Genomic DNA, 20,612 nt, shown 5'->3' with positions numbered 1-20,612 from the left:
GAGGAAGCCGTCGTGACCATCCGTCCCGGGACGCCCACCGCCCCGTTCGGCCCCGCCGACCCGCTGCTCGACCACCTCGTCTACGCCGCTCCCGATCTCGCCGCCGCGCAGGCGGCCTTCGCCGCGGCCACCGGCCTCACCCCGGCCCCCGGCGGCCGCCACCTCGGCCGGGGCACCCGCAACCTGCTGGTCGGATTGGGCCCGACCGCCTACCTGGAGATCATCGGACCGGACGACGAGCACCCCGCCGACCCGGGCGCTGCGGTGCCGTTCGGCGTCGACGCGCTCACCGCGCCCCGCCTGGTGACCTGGGCGGCGCGCCCCGACGACATCGCGGCGGCCGCCGCCGCGTCGGCCGCGGCCGGTGCCGACCTCGGCCCGGTGGCCCCGATGTCGCGCCGCACCGCCGACGGCGACCTGCTGGAGTGGCGGCTCGCCGCGCCCCACCCGCCGCCGTTCGACGGCGTCACCCCGTTCCTCATCGACTGGGGCGCGACCGCGCACCCGGCCGCATCGGGGCTGCCCGCCGCGGCGCTGCGCGGGCTGCGCGCCACCCACCCCGATCCCGAGGCCGTCGGCGCCGTGCTGGGCGCGCTCGGGCTGCGCCTCGACGTGGCCGCCGGCCCACCCGGGCTCGCCGCGCTGCTCGGCACCCCGCGCGGCCCCGTCGTCCTGGCCTGAGCCGGAACGCGGTGCACCACCCGCGTCCTCACGCCCCAGCGAGCTCGACCATCGCGCGCTCGTCGAGGGCGAGGGTGGCGGCGGCGACGTTCTGCTCCAGGTGGGCGGCCGAGGACGTGCCGGGGATCGGCAGGACCACCGGGGAGCGGTGCAGCAGCCAGGCCAGCGCCACCTGGGTGGGCGTGGCGCCGAGCCGCTCGGCCACGGCGACCGCGGGGCTGTGGCCGGCCCGGGCCAGCGGCGCCACCGGGAGCCACGGGACGAACGCGATCCCCCGGCTCGCGCAGTGCTCCAGCACGTCCTCGGAGGCGCGGTCGAGCAGGTTGTACCGGTTCTGCACGCTGGCGATCGGAGCGATCCGCTCGGCCTGCACCAGCTGCTCGACGCTCACCTCGGACAGCCCGATGTGGCGCACCTTGCCCTGCTCGCGCAGCAGAGCCAGCGCGCCGACCTGGTCGGCCAGCGGGACGGCGGGGTCGACGCGGTGCAGCTGGAGCAGGTCGATGCGCTCGACGCGCAGCCGGCGCAGGCTCAGCTCGGCCTGCTGGCGCAGGTACTCGGGGCGGCCCAGCGGGATCCACTGCCGGCCGAGGTTGACCTGCCCGCCCTTCGTCGCGACGACGACGCCGGGCGGGTAGGGGTGCAGCGCCTCGGCGAGCAGCTCCTCGTTCTGCCCGAGGTCGTAGGAGTCGGCGGTGTCGATGAAGGTGACGCCGAGCTCGACGGCGCGGCGGGCGACGGCGATCCCGGTGGCCCGGTCCGGGCCGCCGGTGAGCCGCATGGCGCCGAAGCCGATGCGGTGCACCGGGAGGTCGCCGCCGATGGTCAGGGTCAGCTCGATCGGGGAGCCGTTCGTGGTCGTCATGCGACGAGCGTGCGACCCTCGACCGTGAAGGACAAGTAAGAGGTTCTGATGCCTACCGCGTAGCATCTCTACGATGTTGAGCCTGGAGCGGCTGCGCGTGCTGCACGCGGTGACGGCCGCGGGGTCGGTCGTCGGGGCCGCCGCCGCGCTGCACGTCACGACGTCGGCGGTGTCGCAGCAGCTGGCCCGGCTGGAGCGCGAGGTCGGGCAGCGCCTGCTGGAGCGGCGGGGCCGCGGCGTGCGGCTCACCGAGGCCGGCGCGCTGCTGGCCGACCGGGCGGGCGAGCTGCTCGCCCACGTCGAGCGGGTGGAGTCCGACCTGGCCGGCCACCGCGGCACGGTCGACGGTGCGGTCGCGGTGGCCGGGTTCGCCACCGCGGTGCGCGGCCTGCTCACGGGCGCCCTGGGCGAGCTGCGCTCCCGCCACCCCGCCCTGCGGGTGTCGCTGTCCGAGCGCGAGCCGCACGAGGCGGTGCCCGCACTGCGCCGCGGGCACCTCGACCTGGTCGTCGCCCAGGACTGGCCCGACGACCCGCTCGCCGTCCCGTCCGACCTGTCGCGCCGCCACCTCCTCGACGACCCGTTCGACCTCGCGGTCTCCCCCGACCACCCCTCGGCCGGCCGCGACCGCGTCGGCGTCGACGACCTGGTCGACCTGGAGTGGATCAGCTGGAGCAGCGGGCAGATCTGCCACGACTGGCTGGTCCGCTCGCTGAGCACCGACGTGCGCGGCCCCCGCGTCGCGCACACCGCCTCCGAGCACGCCACCCAACTGGCCCTGGTCACGGCCGGCCTCGGCGCGGCGCTGATCCCCCGGCTCGGTCGCGACCCCGTCCCGGAAGGCGTCCGGTTCGTCCCGATCGACCCGGCGCCCACCCGCCGGGTCTTCGCGCTGTGGCGGACGAGCTCCGCACCGCGCCCGGCGGTGCGGGCGGTGCTCGACGCGCTCGCACCGCGGGGCGCTCCCACCGGGCACCGCTGATCGACCCCGGCCCCGGCCCGTCCGGCCTGCCGGCGTCCTCACAGGGTCCGGGTGCTCCTCGCAGCTGCTGAGGCGTCTGCGAGGAGCACCCGGACTCTGCGACGTGGACCGGCGCACCGGTCGGCGGGCCGAGCCGGGGTCAGTGCGACTCGCGGGCCACCTGGCTCCCGCTCGACCCGACCAGGAAGTCCAGGTCGGCGCCGGTGTTCGCCTGCCCGACCGTCTCGACGTAGAGCCGCTCCCACCCCCGCGACGGCGCCGCGAACCCCGCCACCGTCGCCTCCGACGGCTGGCGGGCGGCCAGTTCCTCGTCGGTCAGCTCGACGTCCAGGCGGCGCGCCTCGACGTCGAGGACGATCACGTCGCCGGTGCGGACCAGGGCGAGCGGACCGCCCGCGGCGGCCTCCGGGGCCACGTGCAGCACGACGGTGCCGTAGGCGGTGCCGCTCATCCGGCCGTCGCAGATGCGGACCATGTCGCGCACGCCCTGGGCCAGCAGCTTCTCCGGCAGCGGCAGGTTGGCGACCTCGGGCATGCCCGGGTAGCCGCGGGGGCCGCAGCCGCGCAGCACCAGCACCGTGTCGGCGTCGACGTCGAGGTCCGGGTCGTCGAGGCGGGCGTGCAGGTCCTCGACCGAGTCGAACACCAGCGCCCGGCCGCGGTGGCGCAGCAGGTGAGGCGAGGCGGCGGCGGGCTTGATGACCGCGCCGTCGGGGGCGAGGTTGCCGCGCAGGACGGCGATGCCGGCGTCGTCGAGCACGGGCGCGGCGCGGGTGCGGATCACCTCGCCGTCCCAGATGGGCACGTCGTCGATGTCCTCGCCCAGGTGGCTGACCAGCGGCTTGCCGGTGACGGTGAGCGCTTCCGGGTCGAGCAGGTCGCGCACCTGGTGCAGCACGGCGTGCAGGCCGCCCGCGCGGTGCAGGTCCTCCATCAGGAACCGGCCCGCGGGCTGCAGGTCGACCAGCAGCGGCACCCCCGAGCCGATCCGGTCGAAGTCGTCGAGGGTGAGCTCGATGCCCAGCCGCCCGGCGATGGCCAGCAGGTGCACCACGGCGTTGGTGGAGCCGCCGATCGCGGCCAGCGCGACGATCGCGTTGCGGAACGACCCCCGGCTGAACAGGGTGCTCGGGGTGCGCTGCTCGGCGACCATCTCGACGGCGAGCCTGCCGGTGGCGTGCGCGCCCTCCAGCAGCCGGCTGTCGGCGGCGGGGGTGCCGGCGATGCCGGGCAGCGACGCGCCCAGCGCCTCGGCGAGCAGGCCCATCGTCGAGGCGGTGCCCATGGTGTTGCAGTGGCCGCGGCTGCGGATCATCGACGACTCCGAGCGCAGGAAGTCGGCCTCGGACAGGGTGCCCGCGCGGACCTCCTCGCTGAGCCGCCAGACGTCGGTGCCGCAGCCCAGCGGCACGCCGCGGAAGGTCCCGTTGAGCATCGGCCCGCCCGGCACGACCACGGCGGGCAGGTCGACCGAGGCCGCGGCCATGAGCAGCGCGGGGATGGTCTTGTCGCAGCCGCCCAGCAGCACCACGCCGTCGATCGGGTTGGCCCGCAGCATCTCCTCGGTGGCCATCGCGGCCATGTTGCGCCAGAGCATCGCCGTGGGGCGGACGTTGGTCTCCCCCAGCGACACGACCGGAAGGTTCAGCGGGATGCCGCCGGCCTCGTAGACGCCCTGCTCGACGCTGCGCCCGACCTCGTTCAGGTGCGCGTTGCACGGCGTGAGGTCCGAGGCGGTGTTGGCGATCGCGATCTGGGGGCGCCCGTCGAAGGCGTGCGAGGGCACGCCCCGCCGCATCCAGGCGCGGTGGATGTAGCCGTTGCGGTCCTGGCCGCCGTACCACTGCGAACTGCGCTGTTCGGTCGGTCGCTGGGTCACTGCGATGACTCCGTCCGGTAGACCTGTGCCGGTGAGGGCACTGGTCATCATCGGTCCGGGACGCGCGGAGGTCCAGGAGGTCGAGCCGCCCCCCGCGGCGCCCGGCCAGGTGGTCGTCGACGTGGAGCGGGTCGGGCTGTGCGGCACCGACGTCGAGTTCTTCACCGGGCACATGAGCTACCTGCACTCCGGCGAGGCCGCCTACCCGATCCGGATCGGCCACGAGTGGTGCGGGACGGTCGGCGCGGTCGGCGCCGGGGTCGACGGGTCGTGGCTGGGCCGGCGGGTCACCGGCGACACCATGCTGGGCTGCCGGCGGTGCGCGCGCTGCCGCGACGGGCGCCAGCACGTCTGCGCCGACCGCTTCGAGATCGGCGTGCGCGGCGGCTTCCCCGGTGCCCTGGCCGAAAGGGTGGCCGTGCCCGCCACGGCCCTGCACGCCCTGCCCGACTCCGTCGACGACACCCTGGGCGCGCTCGTCGAGCCGGGCGGCAACGCGCTGCGCGCCGTACGGGCCGCCCAGGTGGGCGAGGGCGACCGGCTGCTCGTGCTCGGTCCGGGCACCATCGGGCTGCTGGTCGCGCTGTTCGGCCGGGCGCGCGGGGCCGAGGTGCACCTGATGGGCCGCGACGACCGCGACCTCGCGCTGGCCCGCTCCCTGGGCTTCACCTCGACCTGGACCGCCGACACCCTGCCCGACCTCCCGTTCGACGCCGTCGTCGACGCGTCGACCGCGCCGCAGCTGCCCGCGCTCGCGGCGCGCGTGGTCGAGCCGGGCAAGCGGGTCGTCTACATCGGACTCTCCAGCGCCCCGAGCACGCTCGACACCCGCGCGCTCGTGCTCAAGGACGTCACCGCGGTCGGCGTCCTCAGCGCCTCGGCCGGGCTGGCCGGCACCATCGAGGCCTACGCTGGCGGCGCCGTCGACGCGCGCCCGCTGGTGGCGGCCACGGTCGGGCTGGACGAGGCGGCCGCGGTGCTGGCCGGCGAACGCCCGCCCGGCGCCGGGCCCGGCCCGAAGGTGCACGTCGACCCGCGGCGGTGACGGTATCCCCGCGGTGACCGGGTGACTGCGCGGTGCCGTCTTCCGCCGGTCCGCGCGGCGTCGCACAGTCGGTCGACCACCAGGAGGGACCGACCAGAGGAGCACCCATGGCCCCCGTGCCGTTCGACCGGATCCGCGCGCAGTTCGAGGCCTACGTCGGCGACGTCGTCTACGCCACCATGACCACCGTCGACCGGCGGGGACGCCCCCGCGCGCGGGTGCTGATACCGGTCTGGGAGGAGGTCGAGGGCAGCCCGGTGGGCTGGCTGGCCACCTTCCCGACACCGGTCAAGGACGCCCACCTGGCCGCCAACCCGCACACCACGTTCTCCTACTGGTCGCCGCGGCAGAACCAGGTGGCGGTCGACACCGTCGCCCACTGGGTCGACGACCCGGCCACCCGCCGGCACGTCTGGGACCTCTACGCGCGCACCTCGCCGCCCGGCGCAGGCTACGACCTGGGGCGGTTCTGGAGCTCGCCCGACGACCCGCGGCTGCGGGTGCTGCGCATGCGGCCCTACCGGATCCAGGTGATCCGCGGCTCCGACCTGCGCGGCACGATCTGGACGCCCGACGCGCCCCCCGGCGCCCGGTCCGCCGCGGACGACGCCGCGGAGACCGCGGCGGGGTGAGCCTCAGAGGGCCATCGCGTCGGTCCACAGCCGGGCCGAGCGCCCGGTGAGCACGTCGAGCAGGGCCCCGGCCTGGGCGTCGGTGAGCGAGGCGACGTAGTCCACTACCGCCCGACCGCGGGCCAGCCGGTCCACCTCGGTCGCCGGGACCACACCGCGCTCGCCCAGGCCCGCGTACTCGCCGCGGGCCAGCTCGACGAGGTCGTGCAGCCGCGGTGGCAGGCCCGGCGAGTCGGCGGCCGGGCTGTCGGCGAGCCACTCCTGCAGCGCGCCGACCAGGCCGGTGACCACCGTGGCCTGCCCGCGCTGGTAGGAGGCGAGGTCGGCGCGGCGCAGCACGAAGTGCTGGTGGACGAACTTCAGCACCGACACCTCGTGCCACTGCTCGACGCCGAGCGCGACGTGCGAGGCGCGCACCGGCGGGTCGCGCAGCACGCGCACCCCGCCGACCAGCCGCGACGTCCAGCGGGCCGAGAACTCGGCGACGGCGCGCTCGGCGGCCATCGAGCCGTCGAACGGGGTGATCAGCAGGCTGTCGGCCAGCTCGGCGCGCACCCGGGCGACGGCGGCCGCGAAGGCATCGGCGTCGAAGGCCCAGCCGTCGCGCTCGGCCATCCGCCGCCGCAGCCGCTCCAGCGCGCTGCCCGGACCGCCCGACGGGCCCACGCCCTGCGCGTCGCGGTTCTCCTGCCAGCACCGCAGCTCGGTGGCCACCCCGGCCTGCTGCAGCACCCCGACCCGGTGGAAGTCCTCCAGGTCGTGGATGGCGTAGGCGACGTCGTCGGCGGTGTCCATGACCGCCGCCTCGACCGTCTGCTGCCAGGGCCCGACGGGGAACGGCGCCCGGCTCGCGGCCAGCTCGTCCAGCTCGGTCAGGTAGGCCGAGAACTTGGCCGACCCGGCCTGCTCGGCGCCCGGCGCCGGGCCGCCGCCGCGCGGGGGCAGCGCCGCGGTGCTGGGGTGCGGGTCGGGGTGGGCCAGGCGCGCCCACGGGTACTTCAGGATCGCCGCGCGGACGGCCGCGGTCAGCCCGAGCCCGGACGAGCCGGGCCCGTGCAGGTCGATGGTGGTGACGATGCGGAAGCTCTGGGCGTTGCCCTCGAACCCGTCGGCCAGCCCCAGCCGCTCGCGCGCGAGCCGGTCGAGCACCTGCTCGCCGAGGTGCCCGAACGGCGGGTGACCGAGGTCGTGCGCGAGCGCGGCGGCCTCCACGACGTCGGGGTCGCAGCCGCCCAACCGCTCCACCTCGGCGGCCGCGGCGGGGTCGGCGCCGAGGTGCTCGGCGATCGCCCTGGCCACCTGGGCCACCTGCAGCGAGTGGGTGAGCCGGTTGTGCAGCAGCAGGCCGGCCCCGTTGGGGCTGACGACCTGGGTGACGCCGGCCAGGCGGGCGAAGAACGGCGAGGCGGCGATGCGGTCGCGGTCGGCGCGGTAGGGGCTGGCGGCCAGGCCGGCGCCCTGCTCGTCGGCCCCGGGCGACCTGGCGGACCGGTCGGGGTGGGCGCTCACCGCCGCAGGCTATCCACCGGCGCGCCCGGGGCCGTTCCGACCGGTGGATCAGGGTCGTTCGAGTGCGTCGCGCCCCGCCGGCACCGTCCACTGGCGACCAGGCGTGTCTGGTGGTCCTCCGGATGGGGCAGCATGGTGCCCATGCGCTCGTCCGACCCCGCCCCGGTGATGACCGACGTCGCCCGGCTGGCCGGGGTCTCCCATCAGACCGTCTCCCGGGTGGTCAACGGCTCGCCGCACGTCAGCGAGCCGACCAGGGCCAAGGTGATGGCCGCCATGGAGCAGCTGGGCTACCGGCGCAACGGGGTGGCCAGGGCGCTGGCGATGCGCCGCTCCGGCACCCTCGGGGTGATCACGTTCGACACCGTGCGCTACGGCCCGGTCTCGACGCTCTACAGCATCGAGCAGGCCGCGGGCTCCGTCGGGCTCGGCGTCAGCATCGCGGTGGCCGAGCAGGCCACCTCCGACGAGGTCGTGCGGGCGCTGGCCCGGCTGCAGGACCAGTCCGTGGAGGGGATCGTGGCGATCGCGCCCCGGCACGACGCGGTGGAGGCGCTGAGCACCGAGCTGCGCGGGCTGCCCGCCGTCCTGGTCGGGGGCGTGCACGGCGGCGGGTCGGGCCCGATCGCCGCCGGCGACGAGCAGGCCCGCCCCGGCCAACCCGCCGTCGGCATCGACCAGCGCGGCGGGGCCGCCGCGGCCACCCGCCACCTGCTCGACCTCGGCCACCGCACCGTGCACCACCTGGCCGGGCCGCGCGGCTGGCTCGACGCGGAATGGCGCACCGAGGGGTGGCGGGCCACCCTCGAGGAGGCCGGGCGCCGAGTGCCCGAGCCGGTGGCGGGCGACTGGAGCGCCGGGTCGGGCTACGCGGCGATGCGCGAGCTGCTCGCCGTCGATCCCGACCTGAGCGCCGTCTTCGCCGCCAACGACCCGATGGCGCTGGGGGCGCTGCGCGCCCTGGACGAGGCCGGGCGCCGGGTGCCCGAGGACGTCAGCATGGTCGGGTTCGACGACGTGCCGGAGGCCGAGTTCTTCCGGCCCCCGCTGACCACGGTCCGCCAGCACTTCACCGAGGCGGGTCGGCGCGCGGTCGGGATGCTGCTGGACATGATCCGGCCCGGGGACGGGCCGGCGATCAGGCCCGGGCCGCCCGCGGTCGTGCCGACGGAGCTGGTCGTGCGACGGAGCACGGGCCCCTCGCCACACCGTTGAGTGGCCGACCCTTGACAATCTTTGTTAGCGCTCACATCGTGTGAGCGCACACAACTCGTCGAGGGGGACAACCGTGAGCAGCTCGGCACCGGCGCCAGGCCCTGTGGACGTGCAGGAGGTGGATCCGCGCGGCGCGGTGGCGGTCGGGATCGACTTCGGGACGTTGTCCGGGCGCGCGGTGGTCGTCCGGGTCGCCGACGGCGCGGAGCTCGCCTCGGCGGTGCACCCCTACCGGCACGCCGTGGTCGAGCGGCAGCTGCCCGGCGGCGGTCCCACCCTGCCCCCGGACTGGGCCCTGCAGGTGCCCGCCGACTGGGTCGAGGTGCTCACCACCGCCGTGCCCAAGGCCGTCGCCGCGGCCGGCGTCGACCCGTCCGCGGTGATCGGCGTGGCCACCGACTTCACCGCCTGCACCGTGCTGCCCACGCTGGCCGACGGCACCCCGCTCTGCGAGCTGCCCGAGCTGGCCGACCGCCCGCACGCCTACCCCAAGCTGTGGAAGCACCACTCCGCGCAGGGCCAGGCCGACCGGATCACCGCGGTCGCCGAGCAGCGCGGCGAGGCGTGGCTGGCCCGCTACGGCGGCCGGATCTCCAGCGAGTGGGAGTTCGCCAAGGCGCTGCAGCTGCTGGAGGAGGACCCCGACACCTACGCGCGCACCGAGCGCTGGGTCGAGGCCGCCGACTGGATCGTCTGGAAGCTGTGCGGCACCTACGTCCGCAACGCCTGCACCGCAGGCTACAAGGGCATCCGCCAGGACGGGCGCTACCCCGACGCCGAGTACCTGGCCGCGCTCGACCCCCGCTTCGCCGACTTCGTCACCGACAAGCTGGAGCACCCCATCGGCGAGCTGGGCGCCCGGGCCGGCGGGCTCACCGCCGAGGCCGCCGCGTGGACGGGGCTGCCCGAGGGCGTCGCCGTGGCCGTCGGCAACGTCGACGCGCACGTCACCGTCCCGGCGGCGCAGGCCGTCGAGCCGGGCCGGATGGTCGCGATCATGGGCACCTCCACCTGCCACGTCATGGTCTCCGACCAGCTCGGCGAGGTCCCCGGCATGTGCGGGGTCGTCGACGGGGGAATCCTGCCCGGGCTGTGGGGCTACGAGGCGGGCCAGAGCGGTGTCGGCGACATCTTCGGCTGGTTCGTCGACACCTCGGTGCCCCCGGAGTACCACCGCCGCGCCGAGGAGCGCGGCATCGACGTGCACGCCCTTCTCACCGAGCTGGCCGCCGAGCAGGCCGTCGGCGAGCACGGGCTGGTCGCGCTGGACTGGCACTCGGGCAACCGCTCCGTCCTGGTCGACCACGAGCTCTCCGCCGTCGTCGTCGGGCAGACCCTGGCCACCCGCCCCGAGCACACCTACCGGGCGCTGCTGGAGGCCACCGCCTTCGGCACCCGGGTGATCATCGAGTCGTTCGAGGCGGCCGGCGTGCCGGTCACCGAGCTGATCGTCGCCGGGGGGCTACTGAAGAACGCGCTGCTCATGCAGATCTACTCCGACGTCTGCAACCTGCCGCTGTCGATCATCGGATCGGAGCAGGGCCCGGCGCTCGGCTCGGCGATCCACGCCGCCGTGGCCGCGGGCGCCTACCCCGACGTCGTGGCCGCGGCCGCGGCCATGGGCTCGGTGCACCGCGCCGCCTACCGGCCCGACCCGGAACGCGCCGCCGCCTACGACGCGCTCTACGAGGAGTACCGCCGCCTGCACGACCACTTCGGCCGCGGCGAAGGACCGGGCGGCAACGACGTGCTGCACCGGTTGCGCCGGATCCGCCGCGAGGCGGTGGCCCGATGAGTGCAACGATCCCCGAGTCGGCCCGCGGTCCCATCGAGGACCTGCGCGAGCGCGTCGCCGCGCTGCACGGCGAGCTGGTCCGCTACGGCCTGGTGGTCTGGACGGCGGGCAACGTCTCGGCCCGGGTGCCCGGCCACGACCTGATGGTCATCAAGCCGAGCGGGGTGTCCTACGACGACCTGACCCCGGCGTCCATCGTCGTCTGCGACCTGCACGGCGAACTGGTCGAGGGCGAGCTCTCGCCGTCGAGCGACACCGCCGCGCACGCCTACGTCTACCGCCACCGCCCCGACGTCGGCGGGGTGGTGCACACCCACTCCACCTACGCCAGCGCGTGGGCCGCCGTCGGCGAGTCGATCCCGTGCGCGCTGACGGCGATGGCCGACGAGTTCGGCGGCGAGATCCCGCTCGGGCCGTTCGCCCGCATCGGCGACGACTCGATCGGCCGCGGCATCGTCGAGACGCTGGCCGGCCACCGGTCCACCGCGGTGATCATGAAGAACCACGGGGTGTTCACCATCGGCCGCGACGCCAAGGCCGCGGTGAAGTCCGCGGTGATGTGCGAGGACGTGGCGCGCTCCACCCACATCGCCCGCCAGCTCGGGCCGCTGGTCCCGATCGCCGAGGACGATGTGGACGCGCTGCACGACCGCTACCAGAACGTGTACGGACAGGGAGGTCAGCAGCGGTGAAGCAGATCTGGTTCCTCACCGGAAGCCAGGGGCTCTACGGGCCGGAGACGCTGGAGCAGGTCGCCGGCCAGTCCAAGGAGATCGCCACCGCGCTGGCCGACGCGCTCGGCGACGGGCTGCCGGTCGAGGTGGTCTGGCAGCCGGTGCTGACCGACGCCGATGGCATCCACCGGATGATGCTCGCCGCCAACTCCGACCCCGACTGCGTCGGCGTCACGGCCTGGATGCACACCTTCTCCCCCGCCCGGATGTGGATCCACGGGCTGGACGCGCTGCGCAAGCCGCTGCTGCACCTGCACACCCAGGCCAACCTGGAACTGCCGTGGTCCACGATCGACATGGACTTCATGAACCTGAACCAGGCCGCCCACGGCGACCGGGAGTTCGGCTACATCCAGGCCCGCATGGGCGTGGTGCGCAAGATCGTCGCCGGGCACGTCAGCGACCCGGCGGTGGCCGCGCGCACGTCGGCGTGGGTCCGCGCCGCGCTGGGCTGGTCGGAGGTGCGCTCGCTGCGGCTGGCCCGCTTCGGCGACACCATGCGCGACGTCGCGGTGACCGAGGGCGACCGCACCGAGGCGCAGTGGCGCTGGGGCGTCACGGTCAACGGCTACGCCGTCACCGACCTCGCCGACGCCGTGCACGCCGCCACCGACGCCGAGGTCGACCGGCTCGTCGTCGAGTACGACGACCGGTACGACGTGGCCCCCGAGCTGCGCAAGGGCGGCGACCGCCACGACTCGCTGCGCTACTCCGCCCGCATCGAGCTGGGCCTGCGCGCCCTGCTGGAGGCCGCCGGCGCCCGCGCGTTCACCACCAACTTCGAGGACCTCGGCGCCCTGCGCCAGCTGCCCGGGATGGCCGTGCAGCGGCTGATGGCCGAGGGCTACGGCTTCGCGGGCGAGGGCGACTGGAAGACCGCGACCCTGCTGCGCACCCTCAAGGTCGCCGGCCAGGGCCTGCCGGGCGGCACGTCGTTCATGGAGGACTACACCTACCACCTGGGCCCGGGCGCGCCGAAGGTGCTCGGCGCGCACATGCTGGAGGTCTGCCCGTCGATCGCCGCGGGCACCCCGAAGGTGGAGATCCACCCGCTGGGCATCGGCGACCGCGAGGACCCGGTCCGGATGGTCTTCGACGCCGCCACCGGCCCCGGCTTCGTCGTCGGCATGTCCGACATGGGCGACCGGTTCCGGCTGGTGCTCAACGAGATCGACGTCGTCCCCGCCGACGAGCCGCTGCCCCGCCTCCCCGTCGCCCGTGCGGTCTGGGAGCCGCGACCGAACCTCCGCACGGCGTCCGAGACGTGGATCCTGGCCGGCGGGCCGCACCACACGGTGCTGTCGACGGCGCTGGGCACCGAGGAGGTCGCCGACCTCGCCGAGCTGGCGAGCACGGAACTCCTGGTGATCGACGAGGACACCGACTCCCGCCGCTTCACCCGCGAGCTGCGCTGGAACCAGGCCTACTACCGCCTGGCGGGAGCCCTGTGAGCTGACCCCGGGTCGACCTCGCGGGGCCGGCGGGAGCCGGGGGTCAGCGGGGCTCGCCCGCCAGGGCGAGCAGGCGGCGGGCCCGCACGCGCTCGGTCGGCGCGAGCTCGCGGAAGCACTGCTCCAGCAGGCCCACGGCCAGCCGGGCGTCCCGGGACGCGCGCTCCGGCGCCTCGGCGTCCGGTTCCAGCTCGGCGAGCACCGCGTGCACCTGGGTCACCACCAGCTCCACGAACGCCCGCGCCGGGCCGACCGGTGCGCCCCGCCGGGCCAGCGCGGCGAATGCCTCGGCCAGCGCCGCCGGCACCGGGGCCAGCGGGAGGCGCCGGCGCCCGCGCCCCTCCAGCCACCGGCACAGCTCCATGAGCAGCACCGCCTCGTCCGCGGCCCGCCCGCGCCACGCCCGGTCGGCGCTCCCCCGCCCGGCACCGCCGGGCCAGGTCCGCTGCAGCACCGCGGCCGCGAGCTCGGCCGCGGACGGCACCCGGGGCCCGGTCGCCGAGCCGGTCGCGCGGGTGGCGACCCGCCGCGCCCTGGCGCTCACTTGGTCGACCCCGCGAGCACGCCCTGCACGAAGTGGCGCTGGAAGGAGAAGAACACCACCAGCGGCACGAACATCGACACGAACGCCCCGGTGGCCAGCACGTCGACGTTGGCCCCGAACTGGCGCAGCTGCCCGCGCAGCGCCACGGTGATCGGCGCCGAGCCCTCGTCCGCGAACACCAGCGCGACCAGCAGGTCGTTCCAGACCCAGAGGAACTGGAAGATCGCCAGCGAGGCGAGGGCGGGCACCGCGATCGGCAGCACCAGCCGCCAGAAGATCATCAGTTCCCGACCGCCGTCCATCCGGGCCGCCTCCAGCAGGTCGCGCGGGATCCCGACGAAGAAGTTGCGTAGCAGGAACACCGCGAAGGGCAGCCCGAAGCCCACGTGGAAGAGCACCACCCCGGCGATCGAGCCGTAGAGGCCGACGGCGCCGAGCAGGCGCGCCACCGGGATCAGGGCCACCTGCACCGGCACCACCAGCAGCGCGACCACGCCGGTCATCACCCAGTCGCGGCCGGGGAAGGAGATCCAGGCCAGCGCGTAGGCGGCCAGCGAGCCGATCACCACCACCAGCACCGTCGACGGCACCGCGATGAGCACCGTGTTCCACAGCGACCCCAGCATGGCCCGGTCGGAGAGCAGCTCGCCGTAGTTGGCCAGGGTGAGCTCCGCGGGCCTGGTGAAGACCTCGGTGAAGACCGTCCACCAGCCGCTGCCGGCGTTGGCGCTCTCCGGGCGCAGCGAGGCCACCAGCAGGCCCAGCACCGGCATCAGCCAGAACACCGCGATGACCACGAGCAGCACCCGCACCGCCGGACCGGCGAGCCGCTCGACCACCCGCGCGGCGACCGAACGCCTCGGCGGGGTGGGCGCGGGGGGCCGGGCCGCGACCGCGGGCGGGGTACCGACCACCGACGTCACGACCGCTCCGCCTTGAACCGCCGGACGTTGAACAGCATCGCCGGCCCCACCAGCAGGAACAGCAGCACTGCCAGGGCGCTGCCCAGCCCCTGGTCGCCGCCGCCGGACCCGAACGACACCTGCCACATCTGCAGCGCCAGCACGTTGGCCTCCTCCTGCGCCGACCCCGGCGCGATGACGAACACCAGGTCGAACACCTTCAGCACGTTGATCACCAGGGTCACCAGCACGACCACCAGCACCGGGGAGAGCAGCGGGACGGTCACCCGGCGGAACACCTGCCACTCGGTCGCCCCGTCGACCCGGGCGGCCTCCTGCGCGTCGCGCGGGATGGCGGCCAGCCCGGCCGCGATCAGCGTCATCGCGAACCCGGCCATGACCCACAGCCAGGCCGAGATGATCACCGGGGTGATCAGCGCCGGACCCAGCCAGGTCAGCCCCCGGAACGGCTCGGCGAAGTTCGACGCGGGCAGCCGCAGCGCGTAGGAACCCGGCGCCAGGTCGGGGGCGGTGAACCGGCCGTCGTCGCCGGTGGTCACGGTGGCCACGACCCGGTCGTCGGCCAGCACCTCCACCGCCACCCCCGGCATCCCCCGCTCCCCCGCGTCGAGCCGCCCCGGCCGGTCGTCGGCGCCGCCGACGTCCAGCCAGATCAACCCCCGCACGCCCGCGCCGGGCTCGGCCGGGACGGCCGCGGAGGTCCGCGGCGGCAGGTCGGCCGGGTCGTAGCCGGTCAGCGGCAGCGCGAGCACGGCGTCGCGACCGATCTGCGCGGTGGTCACCATCGACCCGTCGGGCGCCGCGACCAGCCCGCCGCCCTCGCGGGGACGCACCCCGGGGAACGGCGAGGCGTGGGCGAAGGAGTCGTGCACCGACACCGCGACGGCGTTGACCAGCCCGCGGTCGGGGTCCTCGTCGTAGACGAGCCGGAAGACGATCCCCGAGGCGACCAGCGAGATCGCCAGCGGCATGAACATCACCAGCCGGAACGCCGTGGCCCAGCGGACCTTCTCGATCAGCACGGCCAGCACCAGCCCGATCGAGGTGACCAGGGTCGGCGCCACGACCACCCAGATGACGTTGTTGCGCAGCGCCACGAGGGTGCGGTCGTCGCTGAACGCGGTGGCGTAGTTGCCCAGCCCGACGAACTCGTCGCCGCGGGCGTCGAACAGGCTGCGCACCAGCGAGTACGCCGTCGGGTAGACCAGGAAGACGAGCATCAGCAGCAACGCGGGGGTGAGGAACAGCAGCGCGATCCGCGGGCTCCCGCCGGCCAGCGCCCCGGTCCGGCGACCGGTCTCCAGGGCTGACGACGCCGACGGCGGCGGCGCGGGGGGTGTGGGCACGGTGTCCTCTCGTACTCGGCGGGGTGCTCGGGGGTCAGCGCCTGGCGTAGGCCGCGGTGGCCTCGGCCTCGAGGTCGCTGAGGATCTGCGGCAGGCGGGCCGGGTCGGCCAGGTAGTCCTGCATCGCCCGCCAGAACCCGTCGCCACGGGTCGCCCCGAGCGAGGTGGGCATCAGGTCGGACATGTCGAAGCGCGGGTTCTGGGCGTTCACCAGGTCCTCGGCGATCCGGCGGGTGGTCTCGTCGGGGTAGCCCTCGAGCGCGACCTCGCGGTTGGGCGAGATGAACCCTCCCCGCTCGACCCAGATCGCCGCGGCCTGCGACGAGGCCAGGAACCGCACCAGCGCGGCGGTCGCCGGACGGTCGGTCAACGCGACGACCGTGTCCCCGCCGGTGATCACCGAGGACGTGTCGCCGATGCTCGGGAACGGGAAGAACAGCGCGTCGCGCCCGACCGTCGCCGACGTGCTCTCGGCGATCACACCGGCCACGAAGTCGGCCTCGAAGACGATCTCGGCCTTCGGGTCGTCGCCGAAGACGTCGACCACGGAGTCGGCGAACTCCGTCTGCAGCGCGCTGGCCCGCCCGCCCGGCATGAACTGCGGCTGGAACGCCCGCCCGAGCGTCTCCATCGCCACCCGCACCGAGTCGTCGGTCCACGGGATCTCGTGCTCGGCGAGCTTGTCGTACATCTGGGCGCCCGCCGTCTGCAGGTAGACGTTCTCGAACCAGTCGGTGAGCGTCCAGCCGTCGGCGCCGCCGACCGAGAGGGGGGTGCCGCCGAGGTCGGAGCGGGTGCGCAGCAGGTCGACGAAGGCGTCCCAGTCGGCCGGGGGCACGAAGTCCTCCCCCAGCTGCTCGGTGTCGTACCAGACCGTCGACTTGTTGGTCGCCTTGAACACGAAGCCGTAGAGGGTGCCCTCCACGGTGCCCCACTCCTTCCAGACCGGCCCGAACTGCTCGGTGATCAGCGCGTCGGTGGCCGCGTCGAGGGGGACCAGCGCGCCGTCGGCGGCCATGGAGTGCACGAGCGCGGGCTGCGACACGATCGCCACGTCCGGCGGGGCGCCCCCGACCAGCCGCGTCGAGAGCACGGTGGGCAGCTCGTCGCCGCCGGAGACGTAGGTGACCTCGGCGCCGGTCTGCCGCTCGAACTCGTCGAGCACGCGCTCGAAGGAGGCCTGCTCGTCGTCGGCCCACACCGCCGCGACCTCGACGGTCTGCCCGGACAGGTCGACGTCGGCACCGGGCGGAGCGCTGTGCGGGGCCGTCCCGGCGGCGCAGCCGGCCAGCACCACGGCCGCCGTCGCGACCGGGACGATCCTGAACGCGCGCATCCACGCCTCCTCACCCAGGAACGGGTCGGTCGGTGCCGGATCGGTCAGTGCCAGATGGAGGTGCCGGTCTCCAGGTCGAAGAAGTGCAGGTTCTCCACGTCCACCCGGACCGTGGTCGGCTGGCCCTCGAAGATGCGGGTGCGCGGGCTGAACCGACCGACCAGCACCGTGCCCCGGCCCGGGTGCCCGACGCCCCCGGCGTCGCGCTCGAGCGACTCGATGTCCTCCGTGCGCACCGCCTCGGCGTCGATCGGGAAGTGCACCATCACGTCCGCGCCCATCGCCTCCACCAGGTCGGCGACCGAGGACAGGGTGTCGCCGCCGGGCACCACCGGCCCGGCCACCTCGGCGTCCTCCATGTCCTCCGGGCGGATGCCCACCGCCAGCCTGCGCCCGTCGTAGCCGCGCAGCGCGGGGCGCCGGTGCAGCACCGAGGCCGGCACCGCCAGCCGGTGCCCGCCGAAGGTGACGCTCGCGTCCTCGCCGTCCAGCGCCAGCTCGGCGCCGACCATGTTCATCGCCGGCGATCCGATGAACCCCGCCACCAGCATGTTCCTCGGCCGGTCGTAGAGCTCCTGCGGCGAGGCGATCTGCAGCAGGACCCCGCCGCGCATGACGGCCACCCGGTCGCCGAGGGTCATCGCCTCGGTCTGGTCGTGGGTGACGTAGACGGTGGTCACCCCCAGGTCGCGCTGGATGCGCGCGATCTGGGCGCGCATCTGCACCCGCAGCTTCGCGTCCAGGTTGGACAGCGGCTCGTCCATCAGGAACGCCCGCGGCTGGCGCACGATCGCCCGCCCCATCGCCACCCGCTGGCGCTGCCCGCCGGAGAGGTTGCGCGGCTTGCGGTGCAGGTGCTCGGTCAGCTCCAGCACCTCGGCCACCTCGGCCACGCTGCGCTGGATGGTCGCCTTCGGGACCTTGCGCAGCGACAGCCCGAACGCGATGTTGTCGAAGACCGTCAGGTGCGGGTAGAGCGCGTAGGACTGGAACACCATCGCGACGTCGCGGTCGCGGGCGGGCACCCGGTTGACGACCTCGCCGCCGATGCGCACCTCGCCCTCGCTGATCTCCTCCAGCCCGGCGACCATCCGCAGCGCTGTGGTCTTCCCGCACCCCGACGGGCCGACGAGCACGAGGAACTCCCCGTCCATGACGTCGATGGTGAGGTCGCAGACGGCCCTCGTCCCGTCGGCGTAGACCTTGCCGACCCGGTCGATCTCGATCCCAGCCACCATGCTCCCCGTCGAAGCGCTCGGGCGTGATGCGACTCACGCCCCCAGATGCAGAATGCTAAGGACAGCAATCCGAACGGCACCTTAAGGAGCTGACAGATCGCGCTGAAGGCGGGTCGGCCGGCTGTTCCTTCCCCCTGCCCCACCGTTTACGGTGCGGCTATGCCGCTGGTGTTACTGGTCGAAGACGACCACGCCGTTCGCACCGCGATGACCGGCACCCTGCGGGAGGCCGGCTACGTGGTGCAGCCGGTGGCCAGCGCCCTGGACGCGCTGCGCACGGTCACCGACGAGCACGTCGACCTGGTCGTGCTCGACCTGGGTCTGCCCGACCTCGACGGCTTCGAGGCGCTGCGGCTGCTCCGCGGCGTCAGCGACGCGCCCGTGATCATCGCCACCGCCCGCAACGACGAGGCGTCGATCGTGCGGCTGCTCAACGCCGGCGCCGACGACTACCTGACCAAGCCGTTCTCCAGCGAGCACCTCACCGCCCGGGTCGGCGCCGTGCTGCGGCGCACGAAACCGCAGGAGAAGCCGACCGACGGCCCGATCACCGTCGGCGAGCTGATGGTCGACGTGTCCCGCCGGGAGGCCAGCCTGGCCGGCGCCGCGCTCACCCTGACCCGCCGCGAGTTCGACCTGCTCAGCTACCTCGCCGCGCGCAACGGCCGGGTCATCTCCAAGGCCGAGCTGTGCCGCGAGGTGTGGCGCCAGCCGCACCTGCACCTCGACCAGACCATCGACGTGCACCTGTCGTGGCTGCGCCGCAAGCTCGGCGAGACCGCGTCCGCCCCGCGCTTCCTGCACACCGTGCGCGGGGTGGGGGTCAAGCTGGTGGACCCGTGCGACAGCTCGTCACCCGCCTGACCCTGACCGCGGCGGTCGTCGCGGTCGCCGCCGTCGTGGCCGCCGCGCTGGTCGTGCACCTGCTGCAGGACCGCGCGCAGGAGCGCGGCCGCGCCGAGGCCGACCTGTCCGCGCTGACCAGCCTGGCCGAGGCCACCGCCGACGAGGAGTCGCTGCTGCGCGGGATCGCGCGCACCCCGGCCGGGCGCGAGGGCCGGCTGGCGGTGCACCTGGGCGGGGCCACGATCGGGAGCTCGCGGCTGAGCGCCTCGGCGCGCGAGGTCCCGGAGCGCGCCCCGCGGACGGCGGAGGTCGGCGTCGACGGCGGCACGGTGCTGGTGCGCCGGGCCGACGGCGTGGCCGGGCCCGTGGTCGTCGAGGTGTTCCTGCCGGCCGCCGCCCCCGCCGCGGACGGCTGGCTGTGGGCGGTGCCGCTGGTCGGCGCGGGCGCGCTCGGCACCGGGGTCGGGGTGCTGCTGGCGCGGCGCCGGGTCCGGCCGGTCACCGCCGACCTCGTCGCGCTGGCCGACGCCGCGCGCGGCGTCGGCGGCGACCGGCGCCCGCTGCGCGGCCGCACCATGCACACCCCGCAGACCCTGGACGCGGCCGCGGCGATCGACGGGCTCGCCGACCGGTTCGCCGACGCCCACGCCGGTGAGCGGCGCCTGGCCGCCGACCTCTCGCACCGGCTGCGCACCCCCCTGACCGCGCTGCGCCTGGACGTCTCGGCCATCGGCGACAGCCCCGCCGCAGACCGGATCCGGGCCTCGCTCGACGCGCTCAACGCGGCCGTCGACTCGCTGATCCGGGCGCCCGAGCAGGCGCGGACGCAGCAGCCCGGTCCCGCCCGCTGCGACGTGGTGGCCGTCGTGCGCAAGCGGATGGCCTTCTGGCAGCCGCTGGCCCAGCACACCGGCCGCGACTGCGAGGTCCGCACCGTCGACCAGCCCGCGGTGACCGCGCTGACCGAGGACGACCTGGGCGCGGTGGTCGACGCCCTGATGAGCAACGTCTTCCGCTACACGCCGGGGGGCACCGCAGTGGCCGTGTCGGTGGTGCGGCACGCCGGCTGGGTCACCCTCGTCGTCGACGACGCCGGCTCCGGCGTCGCCGACCCCGCCTCGGCGCTGGGGCGCGGCGTCAGCGGCTCCGGCTCCACCGGCCTGGGCCTGGACATCGCCCGCGACGCCGTCGAGGCCACCGGCGGCACCATCCACGTCGAGCGGGCCGCCCTCGGCGGGGCCCGCGTCCGGCTGCGGTTCGGCGAGGTCGGCGCCGAGCACGCCGACCCCGACGAACCCCGCGCCTGGCGGCTGTGGGGAGCGGCCGGGCGCCCCGAGCGCGCCGGCGCGGGCCCCGCGGACCACGCGTCGCCCACGCACGTCTCGTGGCCGCACCGGGTGCGACGCGCGATGCGGGCGACGACCCGCTGGTTGCGGCCGTTCGCCCGGGGCGACGCGTAGCGGGCTCAGAAGTCCATGCCGCCCATGCCGCCGGTCGGGTCGCCGGCCGGAGCGGCGTTCTTCTCCGGCTTGTCGGCGATGACCGCCTCGGTGGTCAGGAACAGCGCGGCGATCGACGCGGCGTTCTGCAG

General features: G+C 75.1%; 18 protein-coding genes. 10 read left to right on the top strand and 8 right to left on the bottom strand.

Going from position 1 to position 20,612, the window contains the following annotated elements:
* The first annotated feature begins 12 nt into the window (after positions 1-12).
* On the top strand, positions 13-681 hold the full coding sequence (locus KDL28_RS36370) for a VOC family protein (protein ID WP_252446018.1): 669 nt from the start codon (positions 13-15) through the stop codon (positions 679-681).
* Between the two features lie 28 nt (positions 682-709).
* On the opposite strand, the gene KDL28_RS36365 is transcribed toward KDL28_RS36370, so the two are convergent.
* On the bottom strand, positions 710-1,546 hold the full coding sequence (locus tag KDL28_RS36365) for an aldo/keto reductase (protein WP_252446017.1): 837 nt from the start codon (positions 1,544-1,546) through the stop codon (positions 710-712).
* Between the two features lie 73 nt (positions 1,547-1,619).
* Between KDL28_RS36365 and KDL28_RS36360 the strand changes: the two genes are divergently transcribed.
* Positions 1,620-2,528, top strand: a complete 909-nt coding sequence (locus KDL28_RS36360) for a LysR family transcriptional regulator (RefSeq protein WP_252446016.1) — start codon at positions 1,620-1,622, stop codon at positions 2,526-2,528.
* A gap of 139 nt (positions 2,529-2,667) precedes the next feature.
* Here the strand turns inward: KDL28_RS36360 and KDL28_RS36355 are convergent, their stop codons facing one another.
* Positions 2,668-4,407: an IlvD/Edd family dehydratase gene (locus KDL28_RS36355; protein WP_252446015.1), complete on the bottom strand. Its 1,740-nt coding sequence runs from the start codon at positions 4,405-4,407 to the stop codon at positions 2,668-2,670.
* 31 nt (positions 4,408-4,438) lie between these two features.
* Here KDL28_RS36355 and KDL28_RS36350 point away from each other — a divergent pair, with 31 nt between their 5' ends.
* Positions 4,439-5,452, top strand: a complete 1,014-nt coding sequence (locus KDL28_RS36350; protein ID WP_252446014.1) for a zinc-dependent alcohol dehydrogenase — start codon at positions 4,439-4,441, stop codon at positions 5,450-5,452.
* 107 nt (positions 5,453-5,559) lie between these two features.
* Complete coding sequence (locus KDL28_RS36345) at positions 5,560-6,084, top strand: pyridoxamine 5'-phosphate oxidase family protein (RefSeq protein ID WP_252446013.1); 525 nt, start codon at positions 5,560-5,562, stop codon at positions 6,082-6,084.
* Positions 6,085-6,087: 3 nt separating this feature from the next.
* Here the strand turns inward: KDL28_RS36345 and KDL28_RS36340 are convergent, their stop codons facing one another.
* Positions 6,088-7,593 carry a deoxyguanosinetriphosphate triphosphohydrolase family protein gene (locus KDL28_RS36340; RefSeq protein WP_252446012.1) on the bottom strand — a complete coding sequence of 502 codons (1,506 nt, stop codon included), beginning with the start codon at positions 7,591-7,593 and terminating at the stop codon, positions 6,088-6,090.
* Positions 7,594-7,725: 132 nt separating this feature from the next.
* Between KDL28_RS36340 and KDL28_RS36335 the strand changes: the two genes are divergently transcribed.
* The 4 genes from KDL28_RS36335 (at position 7,726) to araA (ending at position 12,788) form a co-directional block, all read left to right on the top strand.
* Positions 7,726-8,808 (top strand): LacI family DNA-binding transcriptional regulator, encoded by a 1,083-nt coding sequence (locus KDL28_RS36335; protein WP_372497169.1) that lies wholly within the window; start codon positions 7,726-7,728, stop codon positions 8,806-8,808.
* A gap of 109 nt (positions 8,809-8,917) precedes the next feature.
* Positions 8,918-10,603: a ribulokinase gene (araB, locus tag KDL28_RS36330; protein ID WP_252446010.1), complete on the top strand. Its 1,686-nt coding sequence runs from the start codon at positions 8,918-8,920 to the stop codon at positions 10,601-10,603.
* A complete protein-coding gene (locus tag KDL28_RS36325; RefSeq protein WP_252446009.1) occupies positions 10,600-11,295 on the top strand; it encodes an L-ribulose-5-phosphate 4-epimerase in 696 nt (231 codons plus the stop codon). The genes araB and KDL28_RS36325 overlap by 4 nt, the downstream gene beginning before the upstream one ends.
* On the top strand, positions 11,292-12,788 hold the full coding sequence (gene araA / locus KDL28_RS36320; RefSeq protein WP_252446008.1) for an L-arabinose isomerase: 1,497 nt from the start codon (positions 11,292-11,294) through the stop codon (positions 12,786-12,788). The genes KDL28_RS36325 and araA overlap by 4 nt, the downstream gene beginning before the upstream one ends.
* A 43-nt stretch (positions 12,789-12,831) precedes the next feature.
* On the opposite strand, the gene KDL28_RS36315 is transcribed toward araA, so the two are convergent.
* From KDL28_RS36315 to KDL28_RS36295, 5 genes are read right to left on the bottom strand one after another with little or no spacing between them, the layout of a single operon-like run.
* Positions 12,832-13,332 carry a hypothetical protein gene (locus KDL28_RS36315; RefSeq protein ID WP_252446007.1) on the bottom strand — a complete coding sequence of 167 codons (501 nt, stop codon included), beginning with the start codon at positions 13,330-13,332 and terminating at the stop codon, positions 12,832-12,834.
* A complete protein-coding gene (locus KDL28_RS36310; protein WP_252446006.1) occupies positions 13,329-14,255 on the bottom strand; it encodes a carbohydrate ABC transporter permease in 927 nt (308 codons plus the stop codon). Before KDL28_RS36310 ends, KDL28_RS36315 begins: the two co-directional genes overlap by 4 nt.
* A complete protein-coding gene (locus tag KDL28_RS36305) occupies positions 14,252-15,601 on the bottom strand; it encodes an ABC transporter permease (protein ID WP_252446005.1) in 1,350 nt (449 codons plus the stop codon). Before KDL28_RS36305 ends, KDL28_RS36310 begins: the two co-directional genes overlap by 4 nt.
* Before the next feature lie 34 nt (positions 15,602-15,635).
* Positions 15,636-16,937 (bottom strand): ABC transporter substrate-binding protein, encoded by a 1,302-nt coding sequence (locus KDL28_RS36300; RefSeq protein ID WP_252446004.1) that lies wholly within the window; start codon positions 16,935-16,937, stop codon positions 15,636-15,638.
* A 44-nt stretch (positions 16,938-16,981) separates the two neighbouring features.
* Positions 16,982-18,172: an ABC transporter ATP-binding protein gene (locus KDL28_RS36295; RefSeq protein WP_252446003.1), complete on the bottom strand. Its 1,191-nt coding sequence runs from the start codon at positions 18,170-18,172 to the stop codon at positions 16,982-16,984.
* A gap of 162 nt (positions 18,173-18,334) precedes the next feature.
* Here KDL28_RS36295 and KDL28_RS36290 point away from each other — a divergent pair, with 162 nt between their 5' ends.
* The gene (locus KDL28_RS36290; protein ID WP_252446002.1) at positions 18,335-19,039 is read left to right on the top strand and encodes a response regulator transcription factor; all 705 of its coding nucleotides are present in this window, start codon (positions 18,335-18,337) and stop codon (positions 19,037-19,039) included.
* Positions 19,015-20,481 (top strand): sensor histidine kinase, encoded by a 1,467-nt coding sequence (locus KDL28_RS41905; protein WP_252446001.1) that lies wholly within the window; start codon positions 19,015-19,017, stop codon positions 20,479-20,481. Before KDL28_RS36290 ends, KDL28_RS41905 begins: the two co-directional genes overlap by 25 nt.
* Positions 20,482-20,612 lie beyond the last annotated feature (131 nt).

The sequence above is a fragment of the Pseudonocardia humida genome (genome assembly GCF_023898865.1).
In the GTDB taxonomy this organism is placed as follows: Bacteria; Actinomycetota; Actinomycetes; order Mycobacteriales; family Pseudonocardiaceae; genus Pseudonocardia; species Pseudonocardia humida.
The sequence above is the reverse complement of the archived record's forward strand: the minus strand, read 5'-3'. Positions and strand labels throughout refer to the sequence as shown.